General features: G+C 73.1%; 9 protein-coding genes. 7 read left to right on the top strand and 2 right to left on the bottom strand.

Features of this window, described 5'->3' with window-relative positions; translation table 11 throughout:
• Positions 1–79 precede the first annotated feature (79 nt).
• Complete coding sequence (locus GT045_RS31710) at positions 80–1,084, bottom strand: 2-dehydropantoate 2-reductase (RefSeq protein ID WP_161336290.1); 1,005 nt, start codon at positions 1,082–1,084, stop codon at positions 80–82.
• On the bottom strand, positions 988–1,236 hold the full coding sequence (locus GT045_RS31705) for a hypothetical protein (protein ID WP_161336289.1): 249 nt from the start codon (positions 1,234–1,236) through the stop codon (positions 988–990). The genes GT045_RS31710 and GT045_RS31705 overlap by 97 nt, the downstream gene beginning before the upstream one ends.
• A gap of 188 nt (positions 1,237–1,424) precedes the next feature.
• Here GT045_RS31705 and GT045_RS31700 point away from each other — a divergent pair, with 188 nt between their 5' ends.
• From GT045_RS31700 to GT045_RS40780, 7 genes are all read left to right on the top strand, one after another.
• Positions 1,425–2,111 carry a GAF and ANTAR domain-containing protein gene (locus tag GT045_RS31700; RefSeq protein WP_161336291.1) on the top strand — a complete coding sequence of 229 codons (687 nt, stop codon included), beginning with the start codon at positions 1,425–1,427 and terminating at the stop codon, positions 2,109–2,111.
• A gap of 607 nt (positions 2,112–2,718) precedes the next feature.
• On the top strand, positions 2,719–4,719 hold the full coding sequence (locus tag GT045_RS31695; protein ID WP_161336288.1) for an AMP-binding protein: 2,001 nt from the start codon (positions 2,719–2,721) through the stop codon (positions 4,717–4,719).
• A 68-nt stretch (positions 4,720–4,787) separates the two neighbouring features.
• Positions 4,788–5,669 carry a diiron oxygenase gene (locus tag GT045_RS31690; protein ID WP_161336287.1) on the top strand — a complete coding sequence of 294 codons (882 nt, stop codon included), beginning with the start codon at positions 4,788–4,790 and terminating at the stop codon, positions 5,667–5,669.
• Positions 5,669–5,935, top strand: a complete 267-nt coding sequence (locus GT045_RS31685; protein WP_161336286.1) for an acyl carrier protein — start codon at positions 5,669–5,671, stop codon at positions 5,933–5,935. Before GT045_RS31690 ends, GT045_RS31685 begins: the two co-directional genes overlap by 1 nt.
• On the top strand, positions 5,928–6,749 hold the full coding sequence (locus tag GT045_RS31680) for an aminoacyl--tRNA ligase-related protein (RefSeq protein WP_161336285.1): 822 nt from the start codon (positions 5,928–5,930) through the stop codon (positions 6,747–6,749). The genes GT045_RS31685 and GT045_RS31680 overlap by 8 nt, the downstream gene beginning before the upstream one ends.
• Positions 6,746–12,100: a non-ribosomal peptide synthetase gene (locus GT045_RS31675; protein WP_161336284.1), complete on the top strand. Its 5,355-nt coding sequence runs from the start codon at positions 6,746–6,748 to the stop codon at positions 12,098–12,100. The genes GT045_RS31680 and GT045_RS31675 overlap by 4 nt, the downstream gene beginning before the upstream one ends.
• Complete coding sequence (locus GT045_RS40780; RefSeq protein ID WP_161290252.1) at positions 12,097–13,017, top strand: DMT family transporter; 921 nt, start codon at positions 12,097–12,099, stop codon at positions 13,015–13,017. The genes GT045_RS31675 and GT045_RS40780 overlap by 4 nt, the downstream gene beginning before the upstream one ends.

The raw sequence follows: 13,017 nt of genomic DNA, 5'->3' as shown, positions 1-13,017 counted from the left end.
GGCGGGTGCGGGTGGTGGACGGCGGGTCCGGCTCTCCGGAGGGCCGTCGCGGGCGGGGTGGGCTCGGTCCGGGCGCGGTTCAGCCTGCCGCGCGCAGCTCGGCGTACAGCTCGGGCCCGCTCCAGGTGCGCGGCGCGGCCTCCGCCTCGTGCACCAGGGCCACCAGGCGCGCGTTCGCGGGGGCGGTGCGTCCGTGGGCGGCGGCGAGCGCGACGATCTCGCCCTGGAGCGAGTCGATCTCGGTGGGCCGGCCGCGCCGGAGGTCCTCCCACATCGAGGAGCGCGCGTGGGCGTCGATCCGCAGGGTGGCCGCCGCCACCCGGCGGAACAGGGGGTCGGACAGCCCCAGCACGTAGGGGGTGACGCCGGGTGCGGCGGGACCGAGGCGGGCGGGCACGACCCCGGCGGCGCGGTAGACGGCGAGCGCCTCGCGCTGGCACAGGGCGAGACAGCGCCGGTACGCCCGCCGGCCGAGCTGCTCGCGCAACGGCAGCCCGGAGAGGGCGTTGATCGCGTTGTTGAGGTTCATCAGCAGTTTGGCGTGCTGCACTTCGGACATGTCGGTGCGGGCCTCGATGGCCAGGCCCGCCGCCCGGAAGGCGGCGCCGAGCAGGTCGTCGGGCTCCGTCATGAGCCTGCCCGGCATGCCCTGGTGCACGGTGCCCGGGCCGGACCGGACCACGTTGTAGGGCACCATCCCGGCGAGCACGGTGTGGCCGGGGAGCGCGGCGCGCAGGACGGCGGTGTTGCGCAGCCCGTTCTGGAAGCTGACCACGACGGCGCCGGGGGCGAGACGGGGGGCGAGATCCCTGGCCGCGGCCTCGGTCCCGGCGCTCTTCACGGTGACCAGCACGTAGTCGGCGCCCGCGGCGGCCTCGGGACCGTCGGCGGCCGTGAGCCGGTCCGGGGCGAGGTGGACGGACGGCCGGAAGGAGGCACTGAGGGTGAGTCCCCGCTCGCGCAGGACGTCCATGGCGGCCGGCCGGCCTATGAACGCCACGTCGTGCCCGGCGGCGGCGAGGTGGCCGCCGAGGTGACAGCCGATGCTGCCGGCGCCGAGGACGGCGAAGCGGGGCTTGGGCATATGGGTCTCCCGGGAAAGCGCAGGGGCAACGGCAGGATGAGCACGACGGGCAGGGTCAGCAGGGCGGGCAGGGCGGTCAGGGCGAGCAGGGCGAGCACGGTCAGCAGGGCGGTCAGGGCGGTCAGGGCGAGCAGGGCGAGCACGGTCAGCATGGACCAGGGCCGGGCCCGCCGACCAGGCTCTGCCTCCTGGGGTGGGCCCCAGGAACCTCGTGAGCACCCTCGCGGAGGTCACCACCGTCGAGGCGGCGGGCGTGGCGTGCGTCGAGGCGGCGGGCGTGGCGTGCGCTGTGCGTGAGAGTGTGGCGGGAGGAAGGCCGGCGGGCGGGACGGAGCACCTCATGGACTGGCGTGGGTTCGCGCAGGAGATGGCTTCCATGGCGCGGTCGCTGCTGGCACAGACCTCGGTCGCGGACACGCTGCGGAGCATCACGTCGGCGGCGACGGAGCTGGTGGAGGGGTGCGACGCGGCCGGCATCCTGGTCCTGCGCGGGCTGACGGTGGAGACACTGGCCCCGACCGACCAGGTGGTCGTCGAGAGCGACCGGCTCCAGGAACGCCTGCGCGAGGGCCCCTGTTTCGACGCCGCTCGCGGCCGGGCGGGCGAGCACGTGTTCCGCATCTTCGACTTCACGGCCGGACAGCCCCGCTGGGCCGCTTTCACCTCCGGGGCCAGGGATCTCGGGCTGGGCAGCATGATGGGGTTCCTGCTGTACACCGAGGACGAGGATCTCGGTGCGCTGAACTGCTACTCGCGCAGCCCCGGTGCGTTCACCGAGATCAGCGAGACGGCCGGCTGGCTGCTGGCCTCCCACGCGGCGGTCGCGTTCTCCAGCGCGCGCACCCACGCCCAGATGCAGCAGGCCGTCGCCACCCGACACACGATCGGTGAGGCCATGGGCATCCTCATGGGCAGCCGCGGACTCACCGAGGACCAGGCGTTCGCCGTGCTGCGCCGCTACTCGCAGGAGCGGAACGTCAAACTGCGGGAGGTCGCCCGCCAGGTGTGCGAGCGGGGAGATCTGTAGACGGCGCGGCCCCGCCGGCGCCCCCTGCCGCGGAGGGGCTCGCGCCGTGCGGGCCACCGGCTCGTCGGCCATGTGTGCGCCCGGTGTCCGCCGGGAGAACGAGCGCCGTCGCGACGGGGTCTGCGCGTGGTCGCCCTGGCCAGGTCCGTGCCGTGTCCGCGAGGCGGGGTGACCCGCACATCCGGACAAGGGGCCGAAACCCCTGGGCCTCCTGTCGTGTTTCAGTCATGGCCCGAACGCAGGTGCGACGTGCGTACGGCCACGCGCGTGGGCCCCATGAGGGACGCGGAGGCGGCGTGGCGAGCGGGGCGGCGCCTGTGCCGTCGCCGCACGCCGTCGGCCCTGCCTGCGGGAACGGCATGCCGCACCCGCGCAGCCACGGGTCGCTCCGGAAGGCGGTACGACGCACCCGGCCGGACCGCGAAACATTCGCGCAATGCCCGAGCATGATCTAAATGCCGACGGGAGTGGCAGGATATCGGCGACCGCTGCGCGCGGCCTCGGCCATCGGATTGACGCGGCCTGAACCTGGTTTTAGTGTGGCCCCTCGTGCGGCCAGCAGGTAGCTGAACGAAACGGTCTTATCACGTCCGGAGGGGCGGTCAGTATGCCCGCATTTTCGTCGCCGGCGCCTCCTACTCTTGTTCATGTACTCCGGGACAGAGCATTAGAGAATCCCCACGGCACCGCGTATGTTTTCCTCGCCGACGGTGAGGACGACGCACGAGAGATCAGTTACCGGCACCTGTACGCCGCTGCCGCCGAGGTGGCCGGCGCGCTGCGTGCGGGGCACGAGCCGGGTGAGCGGGCGCTGCTCCTCTTCCCGCCGGGCCTCGACTACGTCACCGCGTTCTTCGGATGTCTGCTCGCGGGCGTCGTGGCCGTGCCGGCCTACCCGCCGCAGGACGCGCGCGGCCTCGGCCGGCTCAACGCCATCGTCGCCGACGCGGGCGCGAGCATCGCGCTGACCACGAAGGACCTGCTGCCGCTGACCCGGTCCGCGCTGGACGCGCCGCTGGAGTGGATCGCGCCCGACGCACCCGGCACCGGCGCTGCGGGGGCGGGCGCGCCGAGCGTGCCCGGCAGCGCCGCCGATCCCGTCGCCGCGACACCGGAAGACCTCGCCTTTCTCCAGTACACCTCCGGCTCGACCCGCCTTCCGCGCGGTGTCATGCTGACCCACGCGAACCTCGTCCACAATCTGCGGGCCATCTACGAGTCGTTTGCCGGAGCCGCCCGGGACGTCATGGTCAGCTGGCTTCCTCCGTATCACGACATGGGACTTATCGGCGCCATACTGGAGCCCCTTTACGGGGGTTTTCCTGGCGTTCTGATGTCTCCTCTGCATTTCCTCCAGAAGCCCTACCGCTGGCTGAAAGCAATCTCCGTCCACGGGGGCACGATCAGCCCCTCCCCGAATTTCGGATACGAACTGTGCCTGCGAAAGATCGACGACGCCCAGCGGGCGTCGCTCGACCTGTCCTCGTGGCGTGCGGCGGTCAACGGCGCGGAGCCGGTGCGTGTGGAGACGGTCGAGCGGTTCACCGAGCGGTTCGCCCCCGCCGGCTTCGGGCCCGACGCCTTCCGCCCCAGCTACGGCCTGGCGGAGGCGACCCTGCTGGTCACCGCCGACCCGGTCGGCCACAGCGTCCGCCGGTTCCCGGTCGAGGGCGTGTCCAGGATCGCCTGCGGCACGGCCCGCGGTGACCAGTCCGTCGTCGTGGTGGACACCGCCACCCTCGCGCCGGCCGGCGCCGGGCAGGTCGGAGAGGTCTGGGTGGCCGGCCCCAGTGTCTCCCCGGGCTACTGGGGCCGCCCCACCGAGAGCACGGCGCTGTTCGGCGCCACCCTGCCGGACGGGCGCGGGCCGTATCTGCGCACCGGCGACCTCGGCGCGCAGGACGAGGAGGGGGCGCTCGCCGTCACGGGCCGGCTGAAGGACCTGCTCATCCTGCGGGGCCGCAACGTGTACCCGCACGACGTGGAGGGCGCCGCCGAGCGCAGTCACCCCGCCCTGCGGCCCGGCTGCGCGGCGGCCTTCACCGTCCCCGTGGACGGCGAGGAGCGGCTGGTCGTGGTGTGCGAGGTCGCGGACGGCGCGGACACCGAGGCCGTCGCCCTCGCCGCCCGCCGGGCGGTGCGCGAGGAGTGCGAGGCCGACGTCCACGAACTGGTCCTCATACCGCCCCGCACCATCCCCAAGACCTCCAGCGGAAAGATCCAGCGGCGCGCGACACGGGAGGCGCACCTGTCGGGTGCCCTGTCGCGGATCGGCGGCTGGCGGCCCGCGGGCGTCACGGCGCCCGGCGCCCAGGTCCCCGACCCGCCGCGGACGCCCCTGGAGACGCTGATCGCCGGTGTCTGGGCGGAGCTGCTCGGCGAGGACGAGGTCGGGATCCACGACGACTTCTTCGCCTCGGGCGCGCAGTCGCTGCTCCTCGCCCAGCTCGCCGTACGCATCGAGGCGGAGCTTCCGGTGCGCGTCACGGCCGGCGACCTCTTCCAGGCTTCGACGGTCGCGAAGCTGGCCGGGCTGCTGGAGAGCAGACCGCTCACCGTCGACGACGAACAGGTCACCGGCCTGATCGCGCGGAGCGACAACAGCTGAACAGCGCACACACGCCTTCGACGAGGGCTCACCGTTCCCGACGCACGCTGATCCCGGCAGGGGAGCACATGGATACCACGGACGTGGTGGAAACGCTGGACAAACTGGTGGCCGACTCGACCGACCACCACTACAGCCCCTACACGCGCTTCGACTGGGTCGACGAACTCGCCGAGGAGCAGTGGTGGATGACACCCGACCTGCTCACCGTGGCGGGCACGCGACACGCTCAGGAGCTGGACGACAAGACGCTGATGCGGCTGAGCAAGTGGGAGAGCATCAACTTCTTCAGCCTCAACATCCACGGCATACGCGAGCTGCTCATCGAGGTGACCCGGCGCATCCACACCCGGGGCTTCGAGCTGCCCTCGGAGTTCTTCCACCGCTTCCTGGGCGAGGAGAACGGGCACATGTGGTTCTTCGCGCAGTTCTGTCTGCGCTACGGCGGCAAGATCTACCCGGACAAGTCGCTCCCGGTCGCCACGGCCGAGGAGGACGCCGCCGTCGCCAGCTTCCTCGTCTTCGCCCGCATCCTCGTCTTCGAGGAGCTGGTCGACCACTTCAACATCCGGATGGGCCGCGACACGCTGCTGCACCCCCTGATCCGGGAGGTCAACCAGGTCCACCACGACGACGAGTGGCGGCACATCATCATGGGCCGCAAGCTCACCGGACTCCTGTACGAACCCCTGCGGGCCCGCGGTGACCGGGAGCTGCGCGAGCGCCTCGACCTCTACCTGCGGCGGTACATCACCGCGAGCGTGCAGTCGCTGTACAACCCGGCGGTGTACCGGGACGCGGGGATCGGCGAGGCGTTCGCCTTCCGCGAGGACCTGCTGAGCGACCCCGCCCGGATCGCCTACCACGAGACGTTCTTCAAACGCATCACCCGGTTCCTGGTGAGCCAGGAGATCATCAGCGAATCCCCGTTCCAGGGGGCTGCGGCCTGATGGGATCTGACGTGATCGAGCAGGTGCGGTCGTGGCTGCTGGCGCGCAATCCGGAGGTCACCACCGTCGGCTGGGACGAGGACCTCATCGACAGCCGTCTCATCGACTCCCTGGACTTCCCCCAGCTGCTGCTCCTGCTGGAGGAACTGGCGGGCCGGGAACTGGAACTGACCGCGGAGAACGTCGTCGCGTTCCGGACCCTGCGCGGCATACGCGACACGGTTCTGGCGGGCTCCCCCGGCGCGGACGCGGTGAGCCATGAGTGACCTCTACACGGCGCGCGGCGGACTCGTCTTTCTCGGCCCGGAACTCGTCCGCCTCATGGACCTGCTGGACGCGCGCTTCCAGGACTGGGCCGGCCAGTGCGGCGCCGCCCCGATGCTGTTCCCCACGGTCATCGGCACCGCGGACCTGGCCGCCATCGACTACTTCGAGAACTTCCCCCAACTGGCCTTGATGACAGCCCCGTTGAAGCTCCCGGCGCAGGAGGTGGAGGACGGCGGGGCGCTGCCCGCCGACCGGCTGGGCGAGAGCCGGTACGGGCTGGTCTCCGCGGCCTGCTACAACGTCTACCTGCACCACCGCTCCGCCACCCTCACCGCACCCCGCCTGGTCACCACCGTCGCCAAGTGCTTCCGCAACGAGGACCACTACGACGGGCTGCGCCGGCTGCACGGGTTCACCATGCGGGAGATCGTGTGCCTGGGGCCCCGGGAGGCCGTCCTCGACCATCTGGCCGCCTTCCGGTCCAAGGTGGTGGAGTTCGCCGCCCGGCTGGGACTGGCACTGGCGGTCCAGCCGGCGTCGGACCCCTTCTTCGAGAAGGGCGGCGGACGCGCCCTGCTGGCGCAGCTCTTCCCGGTCAAGGAGGAGTTCGTGCACGCGGGCGAACTGGCCATCGGATCGCTGAACTTCCACCGCAACTTCTTCGGAGAGCGCTGCGGCATCTCGCTGGCCGACGGCCGGGCCGCCTACACGGGATGTGTCGCCTTCGGTCTGGAGCGGTGGATCGCGGCCCTGCTGGAGACGCACTCGAACATCGACGACATCCTGCAGCGGGTGGCGGAGGCGGCTTCGTGAGTGACCTGCTGGGGCGCCTGGCGGAGCTGTCCGGGCCGGAGCGCGCACGCGTCATGGCCCAGCTGCGGCGGCGCTCGGCCGCGGCCGCCGGCCGGACCGCCGACCCCTCCGCCGTCAGTGACGCGCAGCACCGGCTGTGGCTGCTGCAGCGCCTGGCCCCCGGCAGCCCGGCCCAGCACCTGTGTGCCGCCCTGCACCTGACGGGACCGCTCGACGTCGAGGTGCTGCGCGCCGCCCTCACCGGGATCACCGCACGGCACGAGTCGCTGCGCACCGCCTTCCACGAGCGCGACGGCCGCCCCGTCCGGCACGTCGTCACGGCCCGGCCGGCCGAACTCACCGTCGTGGACCTGCGCGACCTGCCGGCGCCGGAGCGGGAGCACCGGGCGCGCGCCCTGCACGCGGAACACGGCAGGCGCCCGTTCGAGCTGGACCGGGCCCCGCTGGTCCGCTTCGCGCTCTACCGGCTGGACGCCGAGCGGCACGTCCTGACCGTCGTCGCGCACCATCTCGTCTGCGACGGCCGCTCGATGGGCGTCTTCACCGCGGAACTCGGCGCGCTCTACGAGGCGCTCCGCCACGGGGGGCCGTCCCCGCTGCCGCCGCCGCCCGTCCCCGAGGCCGCCGGAGGGCACCCCGGCCGGGCGGACCACGAGCGGTCGGCCGCCTACTGGCGCGCCGAGCTGTCCGGCACCCTCCCGGTCCTCGAACTCCCCACCGACCGGCCGCGTCCCGCGCGGGAGTCCGCCCAGGGCGCCCGCCACGGTTTCCGGTTCCCCGCCGCCCTGCACCAGGAGCTGCGCGTGGCGGCCGGACGCGACCGGGCCACCGTGTACGGCCTCCTGCTCGCAGCGTACGCCGTCACGCTGCACCGGATCACCGGCGCCCTGGACATCGTCGTCGGCGCTCCGGTGGACGAACGCCGGGGCGCCGGTGAGGAGGGGCTGATCGGTCTGTTCGTGAACACCCTGCCGCTGCGGTTACGGCTGCGCCCCGGCGGGACGTTCGCCCAGACGGCCCGGCACGCGGCTGAGGTGCTCAGCGGTGCGCTGGCGCACGACATGCCGTTCGGGGACATCGTGCGGGAGACGAATCCGCCCCGGCCGGCGGGCCGTACGGTGCTCCGCCAGACCGCGTTCTCGCTCCAGCCCGCCGTCACCGAAGGCCGGCGGGCGGGCCGGCTGACCGTCACACCGGCCGCTCCGGACGACTTCGACCTCGGTGTCTCGCCGCTCGATCTCAGCCTGCACCTGCGCGAGCAGGACGGCGAGCTGCTCGGCTGCTTCGAGTACCGTACCGACCTGTTCGACGCCGGCACCGTCTCCCGGTGGGCCGATCAGTTCCAGGACGTGGTGCGCCGGGCCGTGCACACGCCGGAAGCGATCGCCGTGACGGGCGGGCGGGCACCGGAGACCAACCTGACGGATAGTCAACTAGCGCTCTGGTTCGGCAAGAAGACGTCCGGGGACGTACGGCTGTACTACGAGAACGTCACCGCTCTCTACACCATCACGGCCGCCCTCGACCACGACCGCTTCCAGCGTGCCTTCCAGCGCCTGGTGGACCACAGCGACGCACTGCGCAGCACCTTCCACGAGGTCGACGGCGTCCCGCTGCGGCGGGTGACCGAGAGCGTGCCCGCACCGGTGCCCCTGGTGGACCTCACCGGCGAACCCGACCCGCGCGAGGCCGCCCTGCGCTGGGCACGACGGCGCAGCGCGCGCGGGCTCGACCCCGAACGCCGTGTCTTCGACTCCGCCCTGCTCCGACTGGGCGGCACCGCGTACGCCTGGTACCTCGACGTCGATCACCTGGTGTCCGACGCCTGGTCGATGTCCCTGTTCCTGCGCACCCTGTCCGAGTACTACGACCTCGACCGGCAGGGAATCCTCGACACCGCCACGCCCCTGCCGCCGTTCCAGCGGTACGTCGACCACGAGCGGGCGTCGCACGGCTCCGGCCGCCGCGACCGGGCCGAACGGCACTGGCGCAGAACGCTGGCCGAACCCGTCGAGCGGCTGGCGTTCTACGGCCGGGAGGACGACGTGGCCGGCACGACCCGCACCGCCCGGCTCACGCTCGACCTCGGCGCCGAACGCAGCGCACGCATCGCCGGGTTCGCCCGCGCGGAGGGCCACGCCTCGGCCGCCGTCACCTTCGCCGCCGCCCTCTTCGCCTACCTCCACCGCATCGGCGGCGGCGAACTCCTGCGGATCGGAACGCCGTTCGCGAACCGGCCGGCGGAGTTCCGCGGCACGGCCGGCCTGTTCATGAACGTCCTCCCGCTGCAGGTGCGGGTCACCGGCGACACCCCGCTGCGGCTCCTCGCCCGGGAGACGCAGCGGGCCTTCCTCGAAGCGGCCCGCCACCAGGACCACGTGCCCCGGCACCGCGGCGGCGCCCGCCTCTACGACGTCTACCTCAACTACCAGAACGCGGTCTTCGAGGGCTTCGCCGGCACGGTCGGCTTCGACCTCCTCGACACCGGCCACTCCCCCGACCGGCTCACCCTCCAGGTGCGTGAACTGCGCCCGGACGCCACCGCCCCGCCCCGCTTCGTGCTCGACTTCGACTTCAACACCGCCTGCTTCGACGACATCCGGCGCGAACGCACGGCGGACCACTACCTCGCCCTGCTCGACGCCCTGCTGACCGGCCCCGACGAGGCGGTCTCGGCCCCGCGGATGCTGTCCGACGACGAACTGAAGCAGCTCGACTCCTGGAACGACACCGCCCGGCCCTACGACCTCGGGACACCGCTGCACGCGCACATCGAGCGACAGGCGCGCCGTACCCCCGGCTCGACCGCCCTCGTCTTCGAGGACCGCGCGCTCACGTACGCGGAGCTGGACTCGGCGGCCGGCCGGCTGGCCCGGCGGATCCGCCGGACCGTCGGGGACGACCGCTGGACACCCGGTACGACGGTGGCCGTGCACGTGGAGCGCTCCCTGGAGCTGGTCGTCAGCCTGCTCGCGGTCCTCAAGGCGGGCGGGGCCTACCTCCCGGTCGACCCGGCCGCGCCCGCCGAGCGCACGGCGTTCATGCTGACCGACGCCGGTGCCCGGCTGGTGCTCACCGGCGGCTCCCCGGACGACGTCCCCGGCGACGTCCCGGCCCTGCGGGTCGGCGCCGGCGACCTGGCGCGGACGGAACCGGGGGACGCGGGCCCCGAGGCCGTGGTGGATCCCGGCCAGCCGGCCTACCTCATCTACACCTCCGGATCCACGGGCACCCCCAAGTGCGCCGTGCTCACCCACCGGGGCATCTGCAACCGCCTGCTGTGGATGCAGGAGGCGTACACCCTCACCGCGGCCGACACGGTCCTGCAGAAGACGCCGTACACGTTCGACGTGTCCGTGTGGGAGTTCTTCTGGCCGCTGATGAACGGCGCGCGCCTGGTCGTCGCCCGCCCGGGCGGCCACCAGGACCCCGGCTACCTGGCCGAGGTGATCCGCCGCGAGTCGGTGACGACCGTGCACTTCGTGCCGTCCATGCTGCGGGTCTTCCTCGCCGACCCGGCGGCGTCCTCCTGCGGTTCCCTCCGGCGCGTGATCGCCAGCGGCGAGGCGCTGCCGCCGGACCTCGTGGGGCGGTTCTTCGAGGTCTTCCCGCCGCCCGGCGTCCGGTTGCACAACCTGTACGGCCCCACCGAGGCATCCGTCGACGTGTCGGCGTGGCAGTGCGGCCCCGAGGACGCCGCCGGCCCCGTGCCCATCGGCCGCCCGGTCGCCAACACCACGCTGGACGTGCTCGACGACCGGCTGGCCCCGCTGCCCCCCGGCATCCCCGGGGAACTGCACATCGGCGGCGTGCAGCTCGCGGCCGGCTACCGGGGCCGCGAAGAACTGACCGCGCGGCGGTTCGTGCCCGACCCCCGCCGGCCCGGCGGCCGGCTGTACCGCACCGGCGACCTGGTGCGCCAGAGGCCGGACGGTGCGCTGGAGTTCATCGGCCGCGCCGACGGCCAGGTCAAACTGCGCGGCTACCGCGTCGAACTCGGCGAGATCGAGACCCGGCTGGCCGCCCACCCGTCCGTACAGGCCGCCGCGGTGCGCCTGGCGGACGACCGCCTGGTGGCGTACGTCGTACCGGTGGCCGGCGGTGGGCCGCCCGAGCCGCGGGAGCTGCGCGCCTTCCTGGAACGCACCCTGCCGGACTACATGGTGCCGCCCGTCTTCGTACCGCTGTCCGCCCTGCCCGTGACCGCCAACGGCAAGCTCGACCGCGCGGCGCTGCCCGCGCCCGGTCCGGCCCGGGCCACCGGCGCCCCGGACCGCACGGCCCGGACCGGTCTCCAGCGCACAGTCGCCGGCCTGTGGGCCGAACTCCTCGGGCGCGAGGCGGACACGATCGGGCTCGACGACGACTTCTTCGAACTGGGCGGCCACTCCCTGCTCGCGGCGCGCCTCATGGCGGCGGTGGCCCGGCGTTTCGGGGTGCGGCTGCCCCTCACCGCGCTGTTCGAGGCACCCACGGTGGCCCGCTTCGCCGAGCTGGTCTCGGCCGGTTCCGAGCACTCGCTGATCCTGTCGCTCCGCGCCCCGGTCACGCCCGCGCCGCTCTTCCTGCTGCACCCCGCGGGCGGGGACGTGATGGCGTACCGGCAGCTGGTCACGCTGCTGCCCGCGGGGCGGGAGGTGCTGGGCGTCCGGTCCCGTGCGCTGTCCGGCGAGGCCGAGGCCGACAGCCTCGCCGCGATGGCCGCCCGGTACGTCGACGTCGTCCGGGAACGCCGGCCGAACGGGCCGTACCACCTCGCGGGCTGGTCCATGGGCGGCGCCCTGGCGGTCGAGGTGGCCGCCGGCCTGGAGGCCGCGGGTGAGCGGGTCGCGCTGGTCGCGCTGCTCGACTCCGCCGTCCCCGGGAGCGGCGAACCCGACCCGCTGCTCGCGCCGGCCGTCGCCCTGGCCGATGCCCTGCCCCGGCTCGACGTCACCGCCGAGAACACCGCGGCGCTGCGCGACCGGCTGCGCGGACTGCCGTTGCCGGAACGCCTGAAGCTGCTGGTCTCCTGGGCGGAGGAGCGCGGCGCGCGGGTGCTGCCCTCCGAGGCCCTGCTGCGGCAGGCGGAACTGGCCGAGCGGCACGAGCGCCTGGTGCTGGCCCATCGGCCGTCGGTCGTCGACGCCCCGCTCACGCTCTGGTGGGCCCGCGACCGGCTGCGCGCACAGCGCACCTCCTGGGCACGGCAGACCCGGGGCGGTGTCCGCGAGGAGGCGACGCTCCCCGGCAACCACTTCACCCTGCTGCGCCCGCCCCACGTCGCCGAGGTCGCACAGCGGCTGGCGGCGGCCCTGGCCACATCCGAGCGAACCGTCCCCGTAGACCGACAAGGAAGTGAACATCCGTGACCTCTGCGCAAGCCAATCAGGGGACCGCTTCACCGGACACACCCGCCCCGTCCTCGGGCACGCCACCCCTCGCGGTCGCGGCCGGGGTGCTCACCGTCTTCCTGTGGGCTTCCGCGTTCATCGGTATCCGCGCGGCCGGCAAGGACCTCGATCCCGGAGCCCTCACGCTGGCGCGGCTGTTCATCGGTGCCGTGCTGCTGGGTGCCGTCGTGCTGGTCCGGAAGGTCCCGCTGCCGCCCCGCTCCGACCTGCCCCGGCTCTTCCTGTGCGGCCTGCTGTGGTTCGGCATCTACAACGTCGCGCTCAACGCCGCCGAGCAGCGCATCGACGCGGGCACCACCTCCATGATCATCAGTCTGGGTCCGGTGCTGATCGCCGTGCTGGCCGGCTTCCTGCTCAAGGAGGGCTTCCCGCGCCCGCTGGTCGTCGGCGGCATCGTCGCCCTGGCCGGTGTGGTGCTGATCGGCTTGGCGACCTCCAGCAAGGGTCTGGATGCCGGCACGGGCAGCGCGCTGGCCCTGCTGGCCGCCGCGGCCTACGCGGGCGGCGTGGTCACCGAGAAGCCGCTGCTGGCCAACAGTTCGGCGCTCGTGATCACCTGGCTGGCCTGTGTCGTCGGCGCGGTGCTCTGCCTGCCGTTCCTGCCCCAGCTGATCGGCAACCTGTCGCACGCGAGCGGCGAGGCGATCGGCTGGACGCTGTACCTCGGGGTCTTCCCCACCTCGGTCGCCTTCACCACCTGGGGGTACGCGCTGGCCCGCTCCACCGCGGGGAAGATGGGCGCGCTCACCTACCTCTCCCCCCCGATCGCGGTGACCCTCGCCTGGCTGATCCTGGACGAGACACCGCCGTGGCTGGCGGTGGTCGGCGGCGCGCTGTCACTCGCCGGTGTCGTCTACAGCCAGCGCAAGAAGTGA

The organism is Streptomyces sp. SID486 (genome assembly GCF_009865385.1).
Classification (GTDB): domain Bacteria; phylum Actinomycetota; class Actinomycetes; order Streptomycetales; family Streptomycetaceae; genus Streptomyces.
Note: the sequence above shows the minus strand (reverse complement) of the source record. Positions and strands in the feature narration are given on the sequence as shown.

Bases quoted from the DNA above. Each gene is read 5' to 3' on its own strand.
- GT045_RS31710 (WP_161336290.1), bottom strand. From the start codon at position 1,084: ATGCCCAAGCCCCGCTTCGCCGTCCTCGGCGCCGGCAGCATCGGCTGT.
- GT045_RS31705 (WP_161336289.1), bottom strand. From the start codon at position 1,236: ATGCTGACCGTGCTCGCCCTGCTCGCCCTGACCGCCCTGACCGCCCTG.
- GT045_RS31700 (WP_161336291.1), top strand. From the start codon at position 1,425: ATGGACTGGCGTGGGTTCGCGCAGGAGATGGCTTCCATGGCGCGGTCG.
- GT045_RS31695 (WP_161336288.1), top strand. From the start codon at position 2,719: ATGCCCGCATTTTCGTCGCCGGCGCCTCCTACTCTTGTTCATGTACTC.
- GT045_RS31690 (WP_161336287.1), top strand. From the start codon at position 4,788: ATGGATACCACGGACGTGGTGGAAACGCTGGACAAACTGGTGGCCGAC.
- GT045_RS31685 (WP_161336286.1), top strand. From the start codon at position 5,669: ATGGGATCTGACGTGATCGAGCAGGTGCGGTCGTGGCTGCTGGCGCGC.
- GT045_RS31680 (WP_161336285.1), top strand. From the start codon at position 5,928: ATGAGTGACCTCTACACGGCGCGCGGCGGACTCGTCTTTCTCGGCCCG.